The organism is Alteromonas hispanica (genome assembly GCF_010500915.1).
Lineage (GTDB): Bacteria > Pseudomonadota > Gammaproteobacteria > Enterobacterales > Alteromonadaceae > Alteromonas > Alteromonas hispanica.
The window spans coordinates 148,569-173,138 of record NZ_JAAAWP010000004.1; the positions used below are offsets into that span (position 1 = coordinate 148,569).

General features: G+C 44.2%; 21 protein-coding genes. 16 read left to right on the top strand and 5 right to left on the bottom strand.

Annotated features, from left to right (window positions below; genetic code table 11):
- Positions 1 to 201: 201 nt before the first annotated feature.
- Both queA and GTW09_RS08565 read right to left on the bottom strand, forming a co-directional pair.
- Complete coding sequence (queA, locus tag GTW09_RS08560; protein WP_163111538.1) at positions 202 to 1,251, bottom strand: tRNA preQ1(34) S-adenosylmethionine ribosyltransferase-isomerase QueA; 1,050 nt, start codon at positions 1,249 to 1,251, stop codon at positions 202 to 204.
- A gap of 369 nt (positions 1,252 to 1,620) precedes the next feature.
- A complete protein-coding gene (locus GTW09_RS08565) occupies positions 1,621 to 1,893 on the bottom strand; it encodes a DUF6471 domain-containing protein (RefSeq protein ID WP_269529595.1) in 273 nt (90 codons plus the stop codon).
- A 256-nt stretch (positions 1,894 to 2,149) separates the two neighbouring features.
- Between GTW09_RS08565 and GTW09_RS08570 the strand changes: the two genes are divergently transcribed.
- From GTW09_RS08570 to GTW09_RS08625, 12 genes are all read left to right on the top strand, one after another.
- Entirely contained in the window at positions 2,150 to 2,539 is a 390-nt protein-coding gene (locus tag GTW09_RS08570; RefSeq protein ID WP_071980179.1) for a DUF2170 family protein, read from the top strand.
- Between the two features lie 23 nt (positions 2,540 to 2,562).
- Positions 2,563 to 3,243, top strand: coding sequence for a PspA/IM30 family protein (locus tag GTW09_RS08575; protein ID WP_071980180.1), 681 nt, complete (start codon positions 2,563 to 2,565; stop codon positions 3,241 to 3,243).
- 201 nt (positions 3,244 to 3,444) lie between these two features.
- Positions 3,445 to 4,500: a potassium channel family protein gene (locus GTW09_RS08580; protein ID WP_203565687.1), complete on the top strand. Its 1,056-nt coding sequence runs from the start codon at positions 3,445 to 3,447 to the stop codon at positions 4,498 to 4,500.
- Between the two features lie 10 nt (positions 4,501 to 4,510).
- The gene (locus GTW09_RS08585) at positions 4,511 to 5,155 is read left to right on the top strand and encodes a YjfK family protein (RefSeq protein ID WP_163111539.1); all 645 of its coding nucleotides are present in this window, start codon (positions 4,511 to 4,513) and stop codon (positions 5,153 to 5,155) included.
- A 13-nt stretch (positions 5,156 to 5,168) separates the two neighbouring features.
- Positions 5,169 to 5,585: a DUF350 domain-containing protein gene (locus tag GTW09_RS08590; RefSeq protein ID WP_071981314.1), complete on the top strand. Its 417-nt coding sequence runs from the start codon at positions 5,169 to 5,171 to the stop codon at positions 5,583 to 5,585.
- Between the two features lie 151 nt (positions 5,586 to 5,736).
- The gene (locus tag GTW09_RS08595) at positions 5,737 to 6,309 is read left to right on the top strand and encodes a DUF1190 family protein (protein WP_071981315.1); all 573 of its coding nucleotides are present in this window, start codon (positions 5,737 to 5,739) and stop codon (positions 6,307 to 6,309) included.
- Position 6,310: 1 nt separating this feature from the next.
- The gene (locus GTW09_RS08600; protein WP_163111644.1) at positions 6,311 to 7,477 is read left to right on the top strand and encodes a glutathionylspermidine synthase family protein; all 1,167 of its coding nucleotides are present in this window, start codon (positions 6,311 to 6,313) and stop codon (positions 7,475 to 7,477) included.
- Positions 7,478 to 7,601: 124 nt separating this feature from the next.
- On the top strand, positions 7,602 to 8,144 hold the full coding sequence (locus tag GTW09_RS08605; protein WP_163111541.1) for a rhomboid family intramembrane serine protease: 543 nt from the start codon (positions 7,602 to 7,604) through the stop codon (positions 8,142 to 8,144).
- 44 nt (positions 8,145 to 8,188) lie between these two features.
- The gene (locus GTW09_RS08610) at positions 8,189 to 8,890 is read left to right on the top strand and encodes a VC0807 family protein (RefSeq protein ID WP_071980184.1); all 702 of its coding nucleotides are present in this window, start codon (positions 8,189 to 8,191) and stop codon (positions 8,888 to 8,890) included.
- Positions 8,891 to 9,145: 255 nt separating this feature from the next.
- Positions 9,146 to 9,877, top strand: a complete 732-nt coding sequence (locus GTW09_RS08615; protein ID WP_163111542.1) for an ABC transporter ATP-binding protein — start codon at positions 9,146 to 9,148, stop codon at positions 9,875 to 9,877.
- Positions 9,878 to 9,900: 23 nt separating this feature from the next.
- A complete protein-coding gene (locus GTW09_RS08620) occupies positions 9,901 to 12,657 on the top strand; it encodes an ABC transporter permease (protein WP_239059327.1) in 2,757 nt (918 codons plus the stop codon).
- On the top strand, positions 12,654 to 14,030 hold the full coding sequence (locus GTW09_RS08625) for a lipocalin-like domain-containing protein (protein WP_338024935.1): 1,377 nt from the start codon (positions 12,654 to 12,656) through the stop codon (positions 14,028 to 14,030). Before GTW09_RS08620 ends, GTW09_RS08625 begins: the two co-directional genes overlap by 4 nt.
- Before the next feature lie 23 nt (positions 14,031 to 14,053).
- Here GTW09_RS08625 and glsB read toward each other — a convergent pair whose 3' ends face one another.
- The 3 genes from glsB to GTW09_RS08640 form a co-directional block, all read right to left on the bottom strand.
- Positions 14,054 to 14,962, bottom strand: a complete 909-nt coding sequence (glsB, locus tag GTW09_RS08630) for a glutaminase B (RefSeq protein ID WP_071981317.1) — start codon at positions 14,960 to 14,962, stop codon at positions 14,054 to 14,056.
- A gap of 167 nt (positions 14,963 to 15,129) precedes the next feature.
- A complete protein-coding gene (locus tag GTW09_RS08635) occupies positions 15,130 to 16,497 on the bottom strand; it encodes an alkaline phosphatase (protein ID WP_163111544.1) in 1,368 nt (455 codons plus the stop codon).
- Between the two features lie 289 nt (positions 16,498 to 16,786).
- Positions 16,787 to 17,746, bottom strand: coding sequence for a chemotaxis protein CheV (locus GTW09_RS08640; protein WP_163111545.1), 960 nt, complete (start codon positions 17,744 to 17,746; stop codon positions 16,787 to 16,789).
- A gap of 425 nt (positions 17,747 to 18,171) precedes the next feature.
- Between GTW09_RS08640 and GTW09_RS08645 the strand changes: the two genes are divergently transcribed.
- The 4 genes from GTW09_RS08645 (at position 18,172) to GTW09_RS08660 (ending at position 24,570) form a co-directional block, all read left to right on the top strand.
- Positions 18,172 to 19,767, top strand: a complete 1,596-nt coding sequence (locus GTW09_RS08645; RefSeq protein WP_163111546.1) for an isocitrate lyase — start codon at positions 18,172 to 18,174, stop codon at positions 19,765 to 19,767.
- A gap of 303 nt (positions 19,768 to 20,070) precedes the next feature.
- On the top strand, positions 20,071 to 21,015 hold the full coding sequence (locus GTW09_RS08650; RefSeq protein ID WP_071980190.1) for a LysR family transcriptional regulator: 945 nt from the start codon (positions 20,071 to 20,073) through the stop codon (positions 21,013 to 21,015).
- 279 nt (positions 21,016 to 21,294) lie between these two features.
- Complete coding sequence (locus GTW09_RS08655; RefSeq protein WP_163111547.1) at positions 21,295 to 23,487, top strand: malate synthase G; 2,193 nt, start codon at positions 21,295 to 21,297, stop codon at positions 23,485 to 23,487.
- 222 nt (positions 23,488 to 23,709) lie between these two features.
- Positions 23,710 to 24,570 (top strand): patatin-like phospholipase family protein, encoded by an 861-nt coding sequence (locus tag GTW09_RS08660; protein WP_071980192.1) that lies wholly within the window; start codon positions 23,710 to 23,712, stop codon positions 24,568 to 24,570.

Genomic DNA, 24,570 nt, shown 5'->3' on the forward strand with positions numbered 1-24,570 from the left:
AACCTGCGCCCGATATAAAAGCTTTAATATCTACACTTACTACCGCTTAATAAGATTGAAGCTTGTTATAGCTCGACGCTTATTAAAGACCGAGCGCTGGACAATAAAAATAATTGCGCGAGATTATACCAGCAATTTGTATGAGATCATGCCTTGTATCTATATTTCTACTGAAGTGAACGAATAAGAAGGAACTTTTCGCTATTCGCCTTTTTCTATAAACATGGAATCACCGTAGCTAAAGAACCTGTATTCCTTCTCAATAGCCTCTTGATAGGCTTTCATAACATGGTCTTTGGTGGCAAAGGCACTGATAAGCATCATGAGTGTAGATTCTGGCAAGTGAAAGTTGGTAAACATGGCGTCAACCACCTTAAACTCAAAGCCAGGATATATAAAAATTTCGGTGTCGTCGTAGAAAGGCCCGATAACATTATCTTCTTTGCGCTCAGTGCTGAATTTTGCCGCAGACTCTAATGAACGTACCGACGTTGTGCCTACCGCAATAACCCTTTTACCGGCGGCTTTTGTTTGTAGCACTGCATCTACAACTTCCTGAGGCACCTCTGCATACTCTGCGTGCATTTTGTGTTCTGTTATGTCGTCCACACGCACGGGTTGGAAAGTACCTGCACCTACATGCAAAGTAACAAACACTAAATTAACGCCCTTTTCTTTCAGTGCATTCAGTATTTCGTCATCGAAGTGAAGGCCCGCTGTTGGCGCTGCAACAGCACCCGGCTTTTCGTTGTACACCGTTTGATAGCGCTCTTTATCTGAGCTTTCATCGGGCCTGTCTATGTAAGGTGGTAGCGGCATATGACCGTGAGCTTCGAGTAACTCAAGCACAGTTTCATCATGGTCGAATTGCAGAATAAACAGCGCATCATCTCGACCTGTAACCGTCACGTTTACTTTATCTTCTAGCACCAGCTTAGTACCAGGCTTAGGCGCTTTACTTGCTCTTACATGAGCAAGGGCACAATTGTTACCTGTAATGCGCTCAATCAGTACCTCTACCTGTCCACCCGTTTCTTTTTTGCCCAGCAAGCGCGCTGGAATGACACGAGTATTATTGAAAACCAACAGATCACCGGGTTCAACAAGGTCAACCATGTCAGCAAACATTGAGTGCGCCACATCTCCCGTTTTACCGTCTAGGCGCAGAAGCCTACTTGCAGCTCGTTGTTCAGTAGGATATTTTGCTATTAGTTTTTCGGGAAGTTCAAAGCTAAAATCAGAAAGTTTCATAACGTTACGGCGTACTCTATTAGAATTTAAAAATGTATAAGATTGGATAATTCATTATAAAATCACATACCTAACAACATTGCTCAAAATTAGCGCAATCAATCTTAATCGGTTAAGATACTTGTCAGATAGTGATGACGTTCTCCCTGACAATTCTTTATCTTTTTTATTCCCTTTTGATACCCAGCATTGCTGGGTATTTTTTTATCTGCTGTCTTTATCTACTGCGAAATCTGCCGCGTGATCTACCGAGAGAACCACCGAGAGAGCTACCGAGAGAGCTACTCGCGTTCTCAACAAGCATGCTCTTAAGCTTATAGTGTTAGTTCATTGCTTTGCTGCATAGTTTACCTAACTTACGCGCTAAGGTCAGTAAGCATTAAGGTCAGTCAGGATCTCTTCTAAAACCGAGGCATCTATTGGCCTAGCTTTTAACACTAAAAGTATTTGAAGCAGTAAATCTGCTCCCATTATTCCCTTATTCACTTTATTCCTTAAATTATCAGCGCTTTGCTCTATACCAATGGCAGCAAGACGCTGGCTCAAATCTTGATACTTCACACCGCGTACTGACATTTCTGATTTAACAACCCGTGCCACGGTTTGTCTCCACGCATTTTTTGCACTCAGTTCGCTCTCCAAAACCACCTCCACCACTAAACCACACCACTAGACTGCACCCATTTGTGAATCATTGTTTACAAAAACACACTTTTTTACACTTATGAAGTGTTTTTGTTATTGACGATTATGGCACAAAGGATCTACACTTCAAGTCAAGATGTTGGCGTATGTGAAAAATACTGGTTACAGTAGCAATTGCTAAAGGCGTATTAACCTAGCAACTGACATTGATTCACATACGACATTATCGCTTCAATCATTTAAGGAGAACACTATGAGTTGGGAACTGGAAAGCATCGAAACCTTATTAAAAGAGGTAGATGACTTTGTGGTAACACGAGAAGAGAACTGCTTACTCATTGCAAATCAAGACGGCATAGACGCTTGGCTAGCAATAAGCGGTGAACAAATAATAGTAGAAAGCCTATTATTTTCCGCCTCTGAAGTTAAAGACAAAGCCGCTCTTGACCATGAAATTCTGTCATCTCATATGGTGTTTCCACTCACCACGGTAGGTATTTCTACAATAGGTGGAGATGAATACTACACCGCTTTTGGCGCATTAAGTGCGCAGTCAAAAAGCGAAAGTATCATTATTGAAGTTGAAACCTTGTTTCAGAATGTCGCATCGTTTTTAGATGCTTACGAAATTCACCTTAACTAAAATTTTCTTTTAAGGAGAAGCATATGTCAGTGTGGAAAAAATTAATTACCGCTGTGAAAGGTGGCGCTACCGAAGCCGCTCAGTCTGTTGCCGATAGCCAGGCTATTCGAATTCTGGAGCAAGAAATTAGAGAAGCAAAAGAGGAATTACGCAAGTCTGATCACGCTCGCACGCAAATTCTTGCTAAGTGTAAGCTTTCGCAACAAAAGGTAGAGAGCTTCAATGCATCTATTGCTGAATACGAAGCACACGCGAGAAAAGCGGTGGATAGCGATCGTCAGTTAGCGCTAGATTGTGCACAAAAAGTATCAGAGTTGAGTGAAGAGCGAGCGCAAGAGCAATCGTACTTAGATCAGTTCAAACAGTCGGAGAAACAACTGGCGCACAATATTCAGCAAGCAAAAGCGAATCTTCGTCGCTTAGAGCAGCAGGTTGATATGGTGAAAGCGACAGAAAGCGTGCAAAAGGCTCAAGTGGCCGTGTCATCAAGACACATGGGCGCGAACAGCAAAATGAAGACAGCGACGGAATCTTTGTCTCGCATTCAGGACAAACAGAAACTGCGCAATGCCGAACTTCAGGCCGCAGAAGAGCTGGCAAGCGAAGAGTCTAGCAGCGACCTTGAAAAGCGTCTTGCCGAAGCTGGCATTAAAGGCGGCAAAACGTCTGCCGACGATGAGCTTGCTAGAATTTTAGGTAAGTAGTAATAACAAATCAAAGGGGAGCTTAGCAGCTCCCCTTTTTTTGCTAGTAAAAAACACTTAGTGGGCGTGACTCTTAACACACGCCTTGTCTAGACGGCACAAAGACCGTTGCGACTATCAAAAGCAACGTTCAACATCCCCTAGACAAATCAAAGGCTTCAGGGCACAGTAGCAGCACGCATAACAGGGGTTGTTTCGTTTATGTCTCCATGGATAAAACTGCGCAAAATCATGCTGCAATATTTTGCAGAATCTCGCTGGTACACCATATTAGGTGCTACAGCATTTTATGCCGTCAGCAGCTATTGGCTGCTGTATGCTGCAAATGAAAACGAACTCATCGGCAATGTCGATTTTCTTTACTGGCTAGCCGTTACTGCCTCAACCGTAGGTTATGGCGATCTTTCGCCCGTAACCTCAGCGGGTAAACTAATTGTCGCCATTTACGTTATTCCACTAGGCTTGAGTATTTTTGCCATGGTAATTGGCAGAATGGCTGCCTGGGTGTCTGAACAATGGAGAAAAGGATTATTGGGTATGACTAACTTAGCTGTAGAAAATCATATATTGGTCATTGGCTGGAACGAGCAGCGCACCATGCTATTGCTTAACTTACTGCTTCAAGAGCGTGAAGCCATGGTGCCGCGGCCAGACATTGTGCTGTGCGTAAAAGCTGATATTAGCAACCCTATGCCAGGCATAGTGGAGTTCGTCAAAGTTGACTCCTTCAATAAAGACGAAGACATGGACCGAGCCTGCGTTGCATCAGCCGCCACGATTTTAATTGATAACCCGCAAGATGATGTAACCATGACCACGGCCCTGTACTGCTCTAGACGTAACCCAGACGCCCATCAAGTAGCTTACTTCGAAGACGAAAGCTTAGTGGGCTTATTACAAGATCATTGTCCGAAGGTTGAGTGCACGCCAAGCGTAGCGGTAGAAATGTTAGCAAAAGCAGCTTTTGACCCTGGCTCGAGTATGCTGCATCACGACTTATTAAGTGTTGATGAGGGTCAAGCTCAGTTCTCAGTAAAAATACCGGCCTCAAGCCCAACCATTTCGGTGGCAAAGCTGTTCATTAATTTAAAGCGCAAACACGACGCAATATTTATTGGCTATGCCCCAGGTGGGCAGGTAAAAGATATGGTGGTCAACCCTCCCCTTGATGAAAAACTCAACCCGGGAGACACCTTGTTTTATATTGCAGTTAGCCGCATTAATGCCATTGACTGGTTAACATTAGACGCAGATTAAGAGGCTTGCTATGTTCGGTAAACTATTTAAAAAAACACAACCCGAAGCGCCCAAAACACCAGAAGTCATGGGCTTGTATTTAGGCGGTTCGTTTGAACTCGACAACCTGAAAATGACTCTGTTAGAACCGTCGCTAACCATTGAAAGCGCCGCGCGCTCTCACCTCATACAGGCCGTTGGAGAGGCGCCTCTTGATACTGGCGGTACCATTTTACGATTTTACACCGACGACGATGCTTTTTTGCAGGTGATCCTCGACGGTGGCATGAGTGAAAATCACATTACTGATGTGAAATTATGGCACTTTTACGACACTCAAACTATTGGTAGCGATGCGCAGTGGAACAAATGCCTATCGGATATTATTAGTCAGCCTACCTATGAAATTGACGGCACTGTTTTTACACGGGTGTGGGGAGCAATTGGCGACGAGTCGCCGCCCGTTGCCGTAACAGAGACCACCTATGAAGAAGATGGTGACATTAGTAAAACAGACCAGTTTATGATGCTTTACGAGCGCCCAATAGATAACGATCGCGTTGAGACACTGCTTGTTGTGGGTGAGGAAAAACAAGTGGGTAGTAATTTAGACAGATGCTTGGTTATCTCAACCGGCATTGACATTGAACCAGCAGATTTAACGATTAACGGATAGGAACAGAATTATGATGGATACAATCATGCAATCGCTCGCGGGCTTAGACAATTTCGCATTGTACTTTGGCCTTTCTATTGTGTTCTTGTTTATTTTTAAACTTGTTTACGCATTAGTTACTCCTCACGACGAATGGAAGTTGGTAAAAGAAGAGAAAAATACCGCAGCTGCGATAGGTTATGGCGGCGCGATTATCGGTTTTGCGATTGCGCTAGGTAGCGCTGCATCTAACTCTGTTGCGGTAGTAGATTTTGCCATTTGGGCCATAGTGGCAGTTATTGCTCAGTCGTTGGCGTTTGGTATTTTGCGCTTTAGTTTTATGCCCAAAATCGCTGAGCGCATTAACAACAACGAGGTGTCGGCAGGCATTATGCTAGCCAGTATGTCTATTGCTGTAGGCCTACTCAATGCGGCATGCATGACCTATTAAGGGGGCAGCAATGACAGACTCAATCGATAAAAAATTTACACAACGCAGTAATGTGATTAAGGCCGACAGTCAAATCACGTCGGCTCAGCCTTCTGAAAACCCTAAGCCCGTGGCCACAACAAAGCGAAGTAAACACATAAACTTAAATCGCATGCGTAAGGCGTTTAGTGTGAAGCCACTTACCCTAGGTGTGGCCAGTGTTTTACTTTCTGCATGCGGTGCCGAGCGTGAAGAAGCAAAAATTTATACTTCTATAGACGATTGTAAGCAGGATTATCCAGACGCACTTGAAAAGTGTGAAGCTGCATATCAAACAGCCGTTGATGAGGCCATGCGCACCAGCCCACGATTCAACTCAGAATACGATTGTGAGTATGAATTCGGGCCCAACCAGTGCAGAAGTGTAAATACCAATAGCGGCAGTTTTTTTATGCCATTTATGGCTGGTTATATGGTGAGTTCGCTACTTTCACCTAATCGGTATTACTCACAGCCACTTTATACCTCATCCTCCTATAACTCCCCTTTTCGCTCTCGCTGGATAACGGCAGACGGTTACGTGTTCGACGGTGATATTCGCAAACGCAACTATCGAGTAAGAAAAGAAACCCTTAAGCCTAAGCCAACAGTGAACCGCACAATGAAAAGAGGCGGCTTTGGAAGTAGCGTACGCGCTAAATCATCGTGGGGCAGTAGCAGCCGCAAAGGCGGATGGGGCGGCTAGCATGTTTAGAATGCCATGCCAGCCAAGGAAGGGCTGGCAGCAGCTTGCTTCTGAGTTTGGCTTTAATTTCCACACTATGTACGGTGAGCCCTACTGGGATGAAAGCGCCTATTATCAATTTTCTATTGAGCAAATTGAAAAAGGCATAGAAGATCCTACAGCCGAACTTCACCAAATGTGCTTGGCTGTTGTAGAGGAAGTGATAAATAGCGAAGCCCTACTCCAACGCTTTGCTATTCCTCAACAACACTGGGAGCTGGTTCGCTCTAGCTGGTTTAATGCCGATCCTAGCTTATATTCCCGCTTAGATTTAGTTTACAACGGTTCTGGCCCGGCCAAATTACTGGAAAATAACGCCGACACCCCCACCAGCTTGTATGAATCGGGCTTTTGGCAATGGCTGTGGCTTGAACAAAACGTGAATAGCGGGAAGCTGCCAAGGCATGCTGATCAGTTTAACAGCCTACAAGAGAAGCTAGTTCACCGATTCCGTGAAATTACCAAGCATTATAACATTCAGCAAATGCATATGGCTTGCTGCCAAGATACCGACGAAGATCGCGGCACTGTACAATATTTGCAAGACTGCGCCGCTGAAGCTGGGTTGCTGACAGACTTTGTTTTTATTGAAGATATTGGCATTGCTGACACCGGCGTATTTACCGACCTAAACGACTCTCCTATTACCGACTGTTTTAAACTTTATCCTTGGGAATTCATGTTGCGAGAGGAATTTGGTGACGCATTAAGCGACGCCGACGTAAATTGGTTAGAGCCACCGTGGAAATCGGTTCTCTCGAACAAAGCTCTTTTGCCCATGCTGTGGAAAATGTTCGAAGGTCATCCTAACTTACTGCCTGCCTACTTTGGCGATGAAGCCCATAAATCCACCGCTCAGGGTAAATGGATTAAAAAGCCTCTTTACTCACGAGAAGGCGCAAATGTTTCTATTATCCAAGACGGTAAAGAGAGCGAGCTTAGCAGTGGCCCTTACGGCGAAGAGGGGTTTATTATTCAAGCCTTTGAGCCCTTGCCAACTTTTGGGCAAAACTATACGTTAATTGGCAGCTGGTTGGTGGACGACATGCCCGCGGGTATTTCAGTAAGAGAAGATACATCGTCGATTACCCAAGACTTATCTCGCTATTTGCCGCACATTATTTTATAGCGTTATCACCCTTTTAGCATCATAGCTTGAGTATTGCTTACCTAGCTCTGGAACCTTTAAGCAAGCAAGACACGCTAAAAATTGTAAAAAGGTACGTGGCAACGATAAATAAAAAGGATTCACTATGGAGTCTCTGTCTATGCAGATTCGTATTATTCTCACACTAGGTGCGCTGTTAATTCTTATTGAAGTAGCAAACCTTCTTACGGGCAATTCACTCAATGCATTTGGTGTTGTTCCCCGTTCTCTTGGGCACTTGCCTTTTATTTTTACAGCGCCATTTCTGCACGGCACGCCCACACATTTAATGGCCAACCTTTTACCCCTTATGCTGTTTATGTGGCTTACTATGCAATGGGGTAAACGCACCTTTATTATTGCTACCCTTTGCGCGCTGCTTATAGGCGGGTTAGGCGTGTGGGTGTTTGGCAGAAGTGCAACTCATATAGGCGCTAGCGGCATGGTATATGGGTATTTCGGCTTTTTAGTACTGGCAGGGTTTCGCAGTAATAAAATGAGATATTTGTTAATTTCTCTTGTGGTAGCGGCGCTTTACGGTGGAATGTTGGTCGGCGTGTTGCCTACTTCAAAATTTATTTCTTTTGAATATCATTTATTTGGCTTTCTAGGCGGGTTATTTGCCGCATGGCACTGGGCACGCAAATAAGTTTCCGTATAATCAAAGCATGAAATTAGACGTTATAGATTAATATGTCAGCAGTACAACAACCTTCACAAAAAAATCAGGGGTTCTTTGGCAACCTAGCCTTCAACATTATTATCCCTGTCGTACTGATGAGCTACGCAAGCTCTGAAGATTATTTAGGACCGGCATGGAGTATTGTTGCCGCGCTGAGCTTTCCTATTGGTTATGGACTTTACGATTTAAAGCAGTCGGGTAAGGTAAACGGCTTTTCGATCTTAGGGATAATCAGTGTATTGCTTACCGGTGGTTTCAGCCTTTTAAAACTTCCAGCAGAATACATCGCCATAAAAGAAGCAGCGATACCTGCAGTAATAGGCATTGCGGTATTAGTAACGCAATACAGTGAAAAACCGCTGGTAAAGATGCTTATTCTTAACGACCAAATAATAAATTGGCCGCACTTAAACGAGGTGCTTGATGCAAAAGGTAAGCAGGTTGAATTTAATAAAAAAGTGGCAGTAAGCTCCTACATTGTTGCCAGCTCTTTCTTTTTGTCTTCGGCGCTTAACTATATTCTCGCAAAAATGATTTTGGTTAGCGAACCAGGCACTACAGCCTACACGGAAGAGCTAGGTAGAATGACTGCACTTAGTTACCCAGTTATTGTGATTCCGAGCATGGTGTTGTTAATTGCAGCCTTGTGGTATCTGTTTGCACAGATAAAAAAAGTTACCGGTGAAGAATTAGATAACTTTATTAATCAGTAACAATTAATCAGTAGGGCGGGCACCCTATCTTTAAAACAAGCCATGGCATTTCTTTTGCCGTGGCTTGAACGTTACTTCTATCCCTCATCTCAAGTCACCTCTTTAAAAGCGAATAAGCATTGCACCATAAGCACCATCTAAGCGTATAAGCTTTCGAAATGAGGCGGGCTGAAAAGCGCTGCACCAGTGCTTTGCCTCTATGCTTTTTTATTAAATATCGTTTGACCTCAAATGCACGGGCGGCGCATTCTCCATATGCTAAAAATTGAAAAATTATCTAAAACCTACGATACCGTTAGTACACCTATTCTTTCTGCGCTAGATCTGGTTGTTGAAAGTGGGCAATCTGTGAGCATTCAGGGGGCGTCTGGCTGCGGTAAATCTACGCTGCTTTCGCTTATTGCCGGCTTTGATAGTCCAACCTCGGGCAGCATCGCTATCAACGATTACTGTTTACGGCCTGTAAAAGACCCTGCCCATGAAATTGATAACAACAAAAGCGCGTCGCTACAAAGTAAATACGTAGACGAATTTCGAAAAAACGAGCTGGGAATTGTATTTCAAAGTTACAACTTATTTGATTGCTTCAATGCGTGGGACAATATTGCGTTTACCGCAAGACTAAAAGGAAACTATAACAAGCACTATCAGACTGAACTTATGCAGCAATTAAATATACTGCAGCTTGCTAAAAAGCCTATCTCGCAGCTCTCCGGCGGCGAACAGCAACGCTGCGCTATTGCAAGAGCGTTGGTGCACAAACCTTCACTGGTACTGGCAGACGAGCCTACTGGTAACTTAGATGAGGCCACCAGCCAAGCGGTTTCAGATATACTTTTCGACGTGTGCCGTAAAATGAATACCACTTTGCTGGTAGTAACCCATAGCGCTGATGTTGCTCTAAAAGCTGACAATCCACTTTGGCTGCACGCAGGCAAGCTGTTTACAGACAAAGCATTAACAACGCCATGGAGCCATAGCCCATAGTCAATAGTCCATAGCCCATAGGAATGATCTTGAAAAGAACATTAGCGCTAACTCTAAAAACCCTATTGGCGATGTCGCGGGTGCGGCCGTGGGAGCCATTGCTCATCATGTTCGCCATTATTTTAGCCAACGCTGGGCTTATCACTGTACTGCTTATTAATGAGGGCGCGTCGCAAGGTGAACTTGTAAACGGGCAAAGCTCTCTGTTTAGCGGCAGTGTTGTTACCGCAAGCGAAGGCTATACCCTCACCAAGGCCCACTATGCAAAAGCAAGAATAGGCGGAGCCACCCAGCTGATTGCCTTCGCTCAAAAAGAGTACCCTTTTTATTGTGAGCAGTCTGATGACAATATCAATAGAACGGACACCAATAGAGCCGATGCCGATAGAGCTAAAGCTTCCGCGCGCTCACTCATCTTACTCGGCATAGACACACAAGCGTTATACAGCTACCCGTTTGATAATACTAATGGCGAAAATGGTAGAGAGAGCAGAGACAGCACCAAAAATATAGCTAACTCAGGTATCGGCCTGTTTAACGGTATAGCTAATCAAACTGCCTCCACATTAAAATATGAACAGGTCGCTCCTGCGATAACAGCAGGTGTACACCCTTTAACCATGGCGAAACTGGCCTGCAACAACGTGTCGATTGCAAAAACAGACATCGCGGCGACAACATTAAACCATGCAACACCGCGCTTTCGGTTAGGTACAAGCACTGCAGTACCTAAAGACAACATATTAGTTTCTATTGCAGATTTTTATCGTCAGGATGTCACTACTGAAACCTTGCCACTTTCAGGGTTTATTTCGTTAACGCCTTTATCAAAAGAACAGATTAAAGATCTAAAAAGCATTATTCCCGTGCCCATCAATGTGCAGCAGCTGAGTAATTCACAGCAAGACACCGGCTCGTTGCCCGACAGTTTTAAGCTTAACCTTTGGGCAATGGGAGCGCTTATGGCGGTGGTGGCACTTTTTATTGTGTTAAACGCATTGAATTTAATGTATCGCACACGACTTCCCAACATAATAAGGCTTAGACAGCTTGGTATAGCAAGCCGGTACTTAACGATAGGGCTACTCATAGAGCTCTTTTTATATTGCTTAGTGAGTGTTCCCATAGGATGTGCTTTAGGTTTTTATGCAGCGTCTATGCTGTCTCCCATTATTAGCGGAACATTTTCTTCATTGTTCGACGCGGTATTTGTAACACCCAATGTTAGCTTGCTTTCAACCTTGTCTTTATCGGTGTGCATTACTTTTTTGGCGTTAGGTATTTTTGCTCTGCTGCCTGCGAAGCAGCTTTCAGGGGCGCTTTCAATTAACAATGTAAAAGCCGCACCTGCATTTACTAAACGGTTTGTGATTTGCACTACGCTAGCTGGATTAAGTCTGTTACTCGTTGCCCAATGGTTTGTGTCATCAACACTGCATGCTCTTTTATTTGTTGCATTGTTGCTGCTGGTTAGCTGTACGCTGGTGATTTTATGGCTGCCCTTGCTGGCAAACTGGGTGGTATCTATTACGCCCACCCACAAGCCTGTTTTGCATTTTATTATTGCCAGCACGGCTCAACTTTCCTCTCGCACAAAACTGGCAGTGTGCGCCTTTTTCATTGCGCTTACCGCCAATATTGGAATGAACGTTATGACCGACAGCTTTCGCTCGGCAACAGAAAGCTGGTTAACACAACGTCTTTATGCACCAGCGTATCTATACACAGACGTACCTCTTTCTGAAATTGTGTTGCCTGAAGGCGCAGTAGCCACGCCCCTTTTAAGACTTCAGGGTAAATTAGCAGGCAATAAACTTGAAAGTTCGAAGGCAAACGCATTTGCTGTATCAATAAGCAGCTACCCTACTCATAACGAGGGGAAGCTAGCATTTGTGGTAGATAGCGAAGTGCAGAACGCATGGACAAAATTTGAAAAAGGTAAAGGTGTCTATATAAATCAGCAGCTTGCATTTGCTCACGATATAGAAATTGGCGATACGCTTACAATAAACAGCATTGCCGCTGAAAACGTTGCCTCTGGTAATGTTGCTTCTGGAAATATTGCTTCTGGAAATGTTGCTTCTGGAAATACGTATTCCAAAATGACGAATAACCATTATTTCAGTAGTACGCCGTCGTTTAATGTACTGGGTATCTATCCTGACTATGGCAGCATGCGCTCACAAATCTTACTTCCACTCTCCCAGTTCAACAGGGCTACTATTGGCGATGAGGCTTTTTCTGGAGTGCTTGCAATTTCATACAATAATAAGGAAATGTCAGCTTACCTATCGAATACCGACATACTGGATGCTCAGGGAAACTTATTCACTAGAGACGAACTACTCAAGCTTTCCATGGATACCTTCGATAAGACCTTTATCTTAACTGACGGGCTTAATATTACTACGCTGCTAGTGGCCGGCATTGCGTTTGCCGTCTCTTTGAGCATATTGTCGCTAAGCAATGCTTCGTCGCTATCTGTATTGCGGGCACTTGGTGTGAGTAAAACTAGGGTAAAGTTAAGCTTGCTGGGACAATATATTTTCTTGTGCATACTAACCGCCTTACTTGCTGTGCCGTTCGGCATTTACCTGGCCTATGTATTTATTTTTCAGGTAAATAGGCTGGCTTTTAACTGGGTTTACCCCCTTTCGATTGATGCTGGCGTTATTATTACAAGTGTAGCCGTGTCTCTTGGCATTATCTGCCTAGTTATTGCGCTTCCGCTAGGCAGAATGAAACCTAAAGTCGATTTACGTCAGGATACCCCACTGTGATTTTTCAAAGTGCTAAACAAACTGCTCTAAAACAAACTGCTCTAAAACAAACTGCTTTTAAGCAATACATTGTCAAACAAGTGAAGCGGGCCTGTGTCGTCATTTTTTCTGCGATAACACTACTATGCGCTGCCTGCACAGATAACACTGGCGAACGCTCTAACACTGCTGACGGCTCTTATCTCACTAAAGGCTCTTATTCAGCTAAAAGCTCTTACTCCGCTGAAGGCTCTAACTCCGCTAAAGGCTCTGCCGAATCAGCCGACACCGGGCCCTCGCAGTTTTTTGGTGCTTTTTCACAAGAAACTGAAAATGTGTACATGCCTGTAAGTAAGGCACGCCCCATGAGACTGCCAGAAGATCACAAAAGTCACCCAGAATTCCAATTAGAATGGTGGTATCTCACCTTTGTGTTAGAAGATGAGGAGAACAACGAATATGGCCTTCAATACACTTTATTCCGCTTCAGCAATGCGGCTGATAGCATGGTAAAAACTGCATGGTCTGAGCCTCAGCAGTGGATGGGGCATGCTTCTTTTCACAGCAAAACCGAACATTACTTTGAAGAGCGATTGGCCGCAGGAGGTGTGGGCAACGCCTTTGTCAAAACCTCCCCATTTAGCGCTGTAATAGACAACTGGTCTTGGACATCTGAGGGAGCATCGCCCTTCCCCGCCGCTCTTGCTTTTTCAATTAACCAAGACGTTGATGTGGCGTTGTCGCTATCAACACACGGACCTTTCATAAAGCAGGGCGAAAGTGGCTATAGCAAAAAAACACGAAATGAGCAGCTTCGCTCTTATTACTATAGCCAGCCTTTTATTGATGCAAACGGCACGGTTACTATCAACAATCAATCATTTAACGTAAAAGGTCTGGGTTGGTACGATCATGAATGGACAAGTCATCTTGCTAACGACAGTGCCATGGGCTGGGATTGGTTTTCACTGCATTTGAATGACGGCAGTAAACTTATGGCTTTTCGCATGCACTCGCTAGACGAAAGCCAAGTTGCCAACAACACAGCCAGCGACACAAGAAGAACACAAAACGAAATTTATACAACGGGAACTTACATTACCAAAACTGGTAAAGCAGAAACCTTGCAGCAAAACGATATACACATTCGCCCGTTAAAAAGAGAGAGAATTGTTACTGAAAAAGCCTCAGACAAAAACAACACTAAGCATGAAGCTGAACATAGCGTGCCAACGTCTTGGGAGATTTCCATCCCCAGTAAAAAACTTAAGATAAACGTGTCTGCATTTAAAACTGGGCAGTGGAACCACAGTTTATTTCCCTACTATGAAGGGCGAGTATCAATCTCGGGAACTCACGACGGCAAGGGTTTCATGGAACTGACTGGATATTAATTTGCAAAAAAAAGCAGTAGCGCCTAATAAATAGACCAGTTAATCCGCTCACTTAGCGAAGTTAATGCTGCTACGCCAAGCTGCGAATTACCCACACTATTTAGCGCTGGCGAAAATACGCAGATAGTAAAACGCCCGGGAACCACAGCAACAATGCCGCCACCTACGCCACTTTTACCCGGCAGACCTACTTTAAAGGCAAAACTTCCGGCTTCATCGTACATGCCGCTTGTGGCAAGTAATGCATTAACTTGCTTGGTTTGATAAGGCGTTAATACCTGTTCGTCGGCACACGCAGACTTACCACTATTGGCGAGAAAGCTGATTGAGCGAGCTAAGTCTTCACAACTCATTTCCAAAGCGCAGTTGTGAAAGTAATTGTGAAGCACATCTTCAACTTCATTTTCAAAATTGCCGTAAGCTTTCATTAAGTAAGCCATTGCTGCATTGCGCGAGCGATGTTGAAACTCAGATTCCGCAACCACTTTATTCACCATTATCTCGCCATTGCAAGACAAGCGACGCACAAAATCGCGCATGGCAATATGCGGTGACGCAAACCGCGACTGCACCATATCGCTCACCACCAGCGCACCAGCATTAATGAATGGGTTTCTTGGCAGTCCATTTTCGTACTCAAGCTGCACCAGTGAGTTAAATGGAAGGCCCGAAGGCTCGCATCCAACTCTATCCCACATGGTTTCGCCGTAATGGTTAATGGCCAGTACCAAGTTAAATACTTTGGAAATACTTTGAATGGAAAAGGGAACTCCGGCATCACCGATTGATGTGATATGCCCTTGAATATCACATATGGCAATGCCGAATTGACGAGGGTTAACGGTAGCAAGCGCGGGTATATAGTCGGCAACCTTTCCCATACCAAGCATGGGTTCTACTTCGTTATAAATATCTTGAAGTAGCGCTCGCATATCGTCATTCATCAAGTTATGTCTTCCCTATTTTACGTGTTTGAAGAACCTTTTATAGCAATCCTAAATCTTTGCCAACAAAGCAATACACTATGCTGGCAAATCTGCATAGCTGCTAAGTCAATTCAATCAATTGAGTCAACTAAGTCAATTAAGTCAGTCGTTGATTAAAGAACAGGTTTTGATACGGACTTTTCTTCTAAAAGGCCGAATATTTTCTTAGCAATATCAGTATTGTCTATTTGCCCGATAAACGATGTGTATCCCGCACCGAACGCAAACACTTCAACATCAACGCCAGTGTGACCAGACGTTGTCCACCCTGTATTGGTTTTCACATCAAGAAATGACTTAATAGCAGAGTAACGGGTTTCTTCATCTTGATCCGATACGCTGTCCAACATAGCAAGCTCGTCGCTTGTAAGAGAAAGCCCTAACTTTTCAGCTGCGTACTCAGCAGACATTTCGTTATCCACCATGCCTTTTGCAATTGTGCGTGCCGATGCTGACATCTTATGCAAATGTTCCGGGCTCCAACGATAGTCGCCTCCAGCTCCAATAGTCAGGCCTCCAGTACTGTGGTCGGCGGTGAGCACAACAAGCGTATCTGGGTTATCTTCAACATAACCACGCAAATACTCTATGGTTTGCGCCAAGTCATGCATTTCGGCCATTGCAGAGCCAATATCATTGGCATGCCCAGCCCAATCTACCTGGCTTGCTTCTACGAGCAAAAAGAACCCGTTATCGTTTTCAAGATGCCTAACAGCCTGCTTAGTTAAATAAGCTAGGCGATCTTTTCGCACATCATCGAGAACTGCGGGCAATGCAACCGGTGCGAATAAACCAATTACGTTGCTACCTTTGGGCACATCAGCAAGGTTTTCATAAGAATCTGCGTAGTGATACCCATCGTTGATGAATTGGGCAAGAATATCTCTGTCTTCGCGCTTAAAGTAGGTAGTTCCGCCACCTAACATGACGTCAGCCACTGGCTCGCCATTCACTTTAATGTCGTAAAAATCGTTGGCAATGTCGTTGTAGTTTTTGCGGCTTTCATTGTGAGCAATGTAAGAAGCAGGCGTAGCATGAACTATTTGCGATGTAACCGCCAAACCGGTTCTCATGCCTAAGCCCTTCGCATAGTGCATTACTGAATTTACTGGCTCCATTTCTACATCAACACCAATAGCGCCATTATACGACTTGGTGCCGGAAGCCAGAGCTGTAGCCGCAGCAGCTGAGTCGGTAACATAGCCTGATACATGTGCAGGGTGAGTAGATGCATTACCCACTAAGATATCATCGAAAACCACTTTTTCTATTTCAGGGGTATTTTTATCATCTACAAAGTTGCGATAAGCAGTGGTATACGCAGGGCCCATTCCGTCTGCAACAACCATAATGATATTTTTGGGGGCGTTAGTTGCCACCGTTTTATCGATATTATTATTTGGCTCAGTAACTGTGCATCCAGCGAGTAATGCGATAGAGGCGCTGCTTACTAACGACGCACGTACAACTTTTTTAACCATGAATAGCTTCCCTGAGTAAGTAACATGCACATATCAGGAGGCTCATAGCAAAAACTGACTACAGCAAAACCTGAAAGCGCATACCGTTACGCAATAATTTAAATAGATACTAGGGCGTGTTGATCTTTGCTGTACATTTAGCCCAAAACTCGTACAACAAAGGTCAACACGCCCTAGATAGAAAGAATGTTTTATAGCAGGAGATTGTAAAGCACACAGGCATTAACCACAAAACTTTAAGATAAGTCAGCGATTACTTGCGAATAAACAGCGGTTGGTACGCTAAACCTTACTCACCGTGTTCTGCAAGGTACTCTCGCATGCGTTGCTGCGCAACATCGACCAACATGTCGGGTTGGAATTTAGATATAAAGCGATTGCATCCCACTTTTTCCACCATCGCATCGTTGAAGCTGCCGCTTAACGATGTATTTAATGCAATAAACAGATCACTCATTCGCGGATCACTTCTCACTTCAGCGGTAAGCCTGTAACCGTCCATTTCTGGCATTTCAGCATCGGTGAACATAAGTAGAATCTCATCCACGGGGTTCTTGCCCTCATCGGCCCACTGCTTCAACAGCGCAAGCGCTTGAGCACCGTTTTTACGTTCAATAATACTTATACCTAACTGAGAAAGCGTATCGTTTATTTGTTTTCTAGCAGTGCTGGAGTCATCCACAATCAATACTTTCTTGCCAGCAAAGTGGTTAACAATTTCGGTGTCGAGTATTTCTTCTGATATAGAGATGTCGTAATCGATGATTTCAGCAAGTACCTTCTCTACATCGATGATCTCCACCATCTCATTTTTACCTTCAACATTCACCTGCGTGATGGCGGTAAGATAATTAGACTTACCCATGCCACTTGGCGGGGGCTGAATGGTATCCCATGATGTATTCACAATGCTTTTCACCTGACCAATGATAAAGCCCTGCACGCTGCGGTTGTATTCGGTAATAATCACGTTTCTGGCGATTTCATCGGTCGCTGCACCGCGCATTTTTATTGATTGGCGCAGGTCGATAACAGGAATGGCGCTGCCTCTATAATCCATTACTCCCCGTAAGTTATCGTGAGAGCCCGGCATAGAGTTTAGCTTAGGCATATTAATAACTTCTTTTATCTTAAAAACGTTCATCGCGAATATATGACGTGTACCTAGCTGAAACATCAATAGTTCCAGTCTATTTTCACCAACTAACTTGGTTCTTTGGTCAACAGACGACAATACACTTTTGCTCATACTACTCACTTTTACTCTGTTTAAAGATGCCTAAAATTGAAGCCGCAATAGACATTTGCTATTACTTTGCTGTTACTTTGTTTTTAGAGTGTCGCAACTTTCCATATATATCCTAACTATAGCGTTAAACATAGGAATCTTCCTGATAAATTAAAATACCGAATTCTTGTAAGTGCGGCTCCTGCTTTTCTAAGTTCAATTATCGCGTCTAACATAGTCTCTAACATAGTCTCTAATGTAGCCTCTGATGCCGCTCAGTGCATTCACAAAATAAATGACCGTAATGCAAAATATATATTTCTATTATTCACACAACCCCACTAGGATAAAATGGAACTCGCGGAAACGCCCTACAGCTTGCACATAGTGAATGACAAAAGCGCGTTATACGTAAAAAAATATAAACATAGACGGGAGAGACGCTCATGTCGCAATACCAACAAGATATTGATAACTTCGCAACATTGAAAGCAGCACAAAAAGGCACATGGGAAGGCATTAACCCAGAGTATGCCGCTCGTATGAAGCTTCAAAACCGTTTTAAGACCGGTTTAGACATCGCTCGCTACACTGCCGCAATTATGCGTAAAGATATGGAAGAGTACGATGCAAACTCATCGCAATACACACAGTCTTTAGGTTGCTGGCATGGTTTTGTAGGCCAACAAAAAATGTTGTCGGTTAAAAAGCATCAGGGTACAACAAGTAAAAGCTACCTTTACCTTTCTGGCTGGATGGTAGCGGCACTTCGCTCAGAGTTTGGACCTCTTCCAGACCAGTCGATGCATGAAAAAACTACCGTTTCATCGCTTATCGAAGAGCTTTACACTTTCCTACGACAGGCTGACGCAAGAGAACTAGGCGACCTTTTCCACAAACTCGACGATGCCAAAGCAAACGGCGGCGACGTGGCTGCTATTCAAGCAGAAATTGAGAACTACGAAACACACATTGTTCCAATTATTGCCGATATCGATGCAGGCTTTGGTAACGAAGAAGCGACGTACTTACTTGCAAAGCAAATGATTGAAGCGGGTGCATGCTGTATTCAAATTGAAAACCAAGTATCTGATGCCAAACAGTGTGGTCACCAAGACGGTAAAGTGACGGTTCCTCATGAAGACTTCTTAGCTAAAATTAACGCAGTACGTTACGCGTTTCTTGAGCTAGGTGTAGACGACGGCGTTATTGTGGCTCGTACAGATTCACTTGGTGCAGGACTTACTCAAAAAATCCCAGTGTCTCAGTCTGAAGGCGATTTAGCTGCACAGTACAACGCGTTCCTGAAAACAACTGAAGTAAACGGTGCCGACGATGTTAACGAAGGCGACCTTCTGCTTAAACAAGGTGGTAAGTTAGTAAAACCTGAGCGCCTTCCAAATGGCTTGTTCAGATTTAAAGACGGCTCTGGTTTCGACCGCGTGGTACTAGACTGTGTTACATCGCTTCAGCACGGTGCAGATTTACTATGGATTGAAACTGAAAAGCCACATGTAGGTCAAATTGCCGAAATGGTTAACGCTATTCGCGAGCAAGTACCTAATGCGAAACTAGTTTACAACAACTCACCATCATTCAACTGGACACTTAACTTCCGCCAGCAAGTATTCGATGCTTGGAGCGAAGAAGGTAAAGATGTTTCTGCTTACAACCGTTCGGGCCTTATGGCTGTTGAATACGACGATACCGAGCTTGCAGCAGTTGCTGATGAGAAGATTAAGAGCTTCCAAGCTGATGCAGCACGTGAGGCAGGTATTTTCCACCACCTTATTACGCTTCCAACTTACCACACTACCGCCTTGTCTACAGACAACCTAGCGAAAGGCTACTTCGGCGAAGATGGTATGTTAGCTTACGTTCGCGGCGTGCAGCGCCAAGAAATTCGCCAAGGCCTTGCGTGTGTTAAACACCAAGCGATGGCAGGTTCTGATTTAGGTGATACGCACAAAGAGTACTTCTCTGGTGATGCGGCACTTAAAGCATCGGGTGAAGATAACACCATGAACCAGTTCGACGTTTAACGGAAAGTTCCCAACCTTTCCTTTACTGGGCACCTTCGGGTGCCCTTTTTTATGGGTTTAGAAAATCTATATTCATAACTCTTATGAAATATATATTTACATACACGTTAAATAAGCTCCTTTGCCCAGCTAAATAATCAAAAACTGTCGCCAGCGCATATTACAATAAAAAATAACAACAGAATTTCATATAGTTAGATTTGAGCGTAAAAAGCAGCATAAGACTAAACGCTTATCTGACAAGCGCTACAAAACCCTTTATAATACGTTTTAAATATCATCTTCATAAAGAGCATTCCAACTATGAATATAGCGAAGGTCGACCTTAATTTACTGGTTTACTTAGACGTTTTATTGCGTGAGGGCAGCGTTACAAAAGCGGCTAACCAGCTCAGCATTACTCAGCCCGCTATGAGTAACGGCTTAAAACGCCTTCGCGACCTGTTTAAAGATCCGCTCTTGGTAAGAACAAGCGATGGAATGACGCCCACTAAACGTGCACTAGAACTTCAGCCAATCATCCGAGATGTATTAGGACGTTTAGAAAGCTCTATTCAGCCAGAAACCGAATTCGATCCGCTAACCAGTGAAAGAACATTCCGCATAATGACTAGTGACTATGCAGAGAGTACTCTCTTACTCGAGCTGGTAGGCAGACTTGCCGAGTTAGCGCCTAATATTACGCTAGATTTAATTACGCCGAGCGACGTAACCTTTCACGATGTTGAGCAGGGCAAAGTAGACATGGCAATAAACCGCTTTGACGAACTGCCTCTTTCATTCCATCAGAAAGTAGTTTGGTACGACACGTTTAGCTGTGTAATGAGCGCAGATCACCCCCTAGTGCAACGCTGCGATTTAGAGAGTTACTTGAACGCCCAACATATTTGGGTAAGTAAAACAGGCTTCGGTGTAGGAGTAGGTATCGATCCTAATGAAGTACAAAAGTTAGGCTGGGTTGATGCAGAGCTAACCAAGATAGGAAAACAGCGTGCTATTCGCGTGTTCACCCGCCACTATCACGCTGCGCTTCAAATTGCGAAAAAACAAAAGCTTATTGCTACATTACCTAGTAAAGCAGCGAAGTTATTCAAACACGATCCGGACGTGGTAATTAAAGAGCCTCCTTTTGATATTCCGCCTATTGCATTGAAGATGGCATGGAGCGCTCTGCTTCATCACGACGCCGGTCACATTTGGCTGCGCAGGTTAATTAGCGACGTTGCCAGTGAAATGAATGCGGTGTAGCGAGAACATTCACCCAGATTATGGCAAAGATACAAACCATAAATTAAAAAACTATCTCTATACGCACTACACTCTAGGCTATGTACTGTTTAAATGTTCGCTGAGTTTATTGGGCAACTTGAAAACACGCCAATGATGAACTCGGCTCTAAGCCAAGTACTGCATTAAGTTAAGTACCGATAAGTTAAATATCGATTGGGTACTTGATTCTGTAACAGCCTAGGCAAAAACACAGCAGTAAGAATACTTACCTATAAAAAACAACGTATAGAGGTAGTTATGCAAGGATATATCACTCGCGGCCGTCTGCAGGTTGCAGAACAACTCGATAATTTTATTAATCAGCAGGCCATTGTAGGCACAGGCGTGCAGCAAGATACGTTCTGGAAAGGCGCTGAAGCACTCTTTGCAGAGCTCATACCTCAAAATCGTGCGCTGCTTGAAAAGCGTGAACAGCTCCAGCTTGCCATCGACGACTACCATAAAGCGGGCAACCCTGCATCGGGAAGCGAATACACAGCATTCTTAAAGAAAATTGGGTATTTGGTAGAGCAACCAAAAAGCGTAACCGCGACTACAGCAAATGTAGATGCGGAAATTGCCACTATGGCGGGGCCCCAACTCGTAGTGCCCATCAACAATGCTCGCTACGCACTAAACGCCGTTAACGCCCGTTGGGGAAGTTTATACGATGCTCTATACGGTACAGACGTTATAGGTACAGAAGGCGGAGCCGAACCTGGCAAATCTTATAATCCTGTACGCGGCGCTAAAGTAGTCGCGAGAGCGAAAGCCTACCTAGACAGCATGATCCCCCTTGCCAAAGGTAGTCATGCCGACGCCGCAGAATACAAAATAGAAACGGGTAAGCTATCAGTTCGCCTAACAGACGGTGATATCACTACACTGGCTAACACAGAACAATGGCTGGGCTATCAAGGTGATATTAACGCGCCTTCAGCACTGCTTTTTGCTCACAATGGTCTTCACTTTGAAATTCAAATAGATCCTACTCATCCTATTGGTGAAAGTGACTCAGCCAATGTGAAAGATGTACTGGTTGAAGCTGCTTTGACTACTATTATGGACTGCGAAGATTCGGTGGCAGCCGTAGATGCTGAAGATAAAACATTGGTTTACAGCAATTGGCTCGGCCTAATGAAAGGCACACTAAGCATTGAAATGACAAAAGGTGGTAAAAGCATAGTGCGAGCAATGCACAGCGACCGTGTATACCACCCATCAAAGCATGCGGCTCAGGAAAAAACATCTCAAAACGAATTAGTGTTATCGGGTAGAAGCTTGATGTTCGTTCGTAACGTAGGTCATTTAATGACAAACAACGCCATGCTGTTCGATGGTGAAGAAGTGCCAGAAGGGATCATGGACGGGCTTATCACTTCTCTTATTGCTAAGCACGACTTACTCGACAACAGCGAGTTTAAAAATAGCCGTGAAGGTAGTGTTTATATTGTTAAGCCTAAAATGCACGGGCCAGAAGAAGTGGCGTTCTCCAACGTATTGTTTGAGCGTATTGAAGACATTATTGATGTACCACGCAACACGCTTAAAATGGGTATTATGGATGAAGAGCGCAGAACCAGCGTTAACCTTCAAGCCTGTATTGCCGAAGCACAATCTCGCGTTGTGTTTATCAATACTGGCTTTTTAGATCGCACCGGCGATGAAATACACACCTCTATGCTCGCTGGGCCGTTTGCAGAAAAAGCAACATTGAAAACCATGCCGTGGATTAAAGCCTACGAAACGGCAAATGTAGCCGTTGGCTTGCGCTGTGGACTATCTGGCAAAGCTCAGATAGGTAAAGGTATGTGGCCAACCCCTGATGAAATGCAAAATATGATGGAAGCCAAAATTGGTCACCTTAAAGCGGGAGCGAATACAGCATGGGTACCCTCTCCTACTGCTGCAACGCTGCACGCACTGCATTATCACGATGTAAACGTATTTAATGTACAAAAGCAGTTAGATGAAAACTTCGATGGTTTAAGTGACATTCTTACTATTCCGCTTTTAGAAGACACGTCAAGCCTAACTCGTGACGGAATAAAGCGTGAAATCGATAACAATGTTCAGGGAATTTTAGGCTACGTTGTTCGCTGGGTGCATCAAGGTGTAGGCTGCTCGAAAGTGCCTGACATTAATGATGTAGGCTTAATGGAAGACAGGGCCACGCTGCGTATTTCTTCGCAGCATATAGCCAACTGGCTAGAGCACGGCATTGTAAGCGTTGATCAGGTGAAAGAGTCGCTCTCTCGTATGGCTGTGTTAGTAGACGAGCAGAACGCGGGCGACCCAGAGTATATACCGATGGCGCCAGACTTAGAAAACTCTATTGGCTTTCAAGCTGCTAGCGATTTAATTTTTAAAGGGAAAGAACAACCATCAGGTTATACTGAGCCCTTACTGCATGCTAAACGCCGTGAGATGAAAGCTAAACTGGCTAGCTAGTTTTTTCGAGAGTAAGAAAGCAAGGAACTACAAAAACGGGCGCCATAGGACGCCCGTTTTTTAGTTGTAAAACACAAGAGTAGCCTAGCCCTTGGCGATAATAATTGCTTCCAATTAGTGGCTATTTACCTTGCCTACACTATGATTAAATAATTCATTGTAATTACCTACTTTTACAATGCATTTTGCAGTAAACCTGAGACCAGTATGCTAAGAAAACCTATGCCAACAGAGCCTGCGCCTCGCACCCACATCGTTCCTATATTTTCTGGTGGAGGAACCCGGTTAAGTGCGCACATTGGTATATTAAAAGCGCTGCAAGATATGAATATAAGCTTTTCAACATTGGTAGGTGTCTCGGGAGGCTCTATAGTTGCTGCGTTGTTTGCCAAAGGCTATTCCGTTGAGCAAATGCGAGAGTTAGCCCTTAATACCGATTTCAAACAATTTACGGCGTTCTCTATTTTCCGTTTACTCCGGGAAGGCGGTCTTTCATCTGGCGATGTATTTCAGGAATGGATTGATGAGCAACTAGAGGGTGCCACTTTCAACGATATGCCCATGGCATTGAATATATTAGCGACCGATGTAAATGGCGGCGGGCCGGTTCTGTTTAACCGCACTACTACACCGGACATGAAAGTATCCGAGGCAGTTCGCTATTCTATGTCTATTCCGCTCATTTTCTCGTTTAAGCCTTTTAAAGAATACCTACTGGTAGACGGCGCTATACTGTCTGAAGATGCTCTTTTTGAAGACTGGCAAGGCGACGGCACTCCTTCAGTGTGCTTTCGACTACAAAGCACTAAGCAAAAACGTAGAGAAATAAAAAAGAGCGTATTACAACTTCCCCAATATGTGGGCATGCTAATACGCACTTTCATGACAGCCATGTCGAGGGAGTATGTAAATGCGCGCTACTGGCACAACACAGTGGTCGTGAATACAGGCGAAATATCTGCGGTTGATTTTTCACTCACGCCAGAGATTAAAAACGCCCTTTTCGACCTTGGGTATTCTACGACTAGGGAGTTTTTGCCTAGGAAATATGCGGGGTATGTTCAAAGTAACAGGCGATCATAA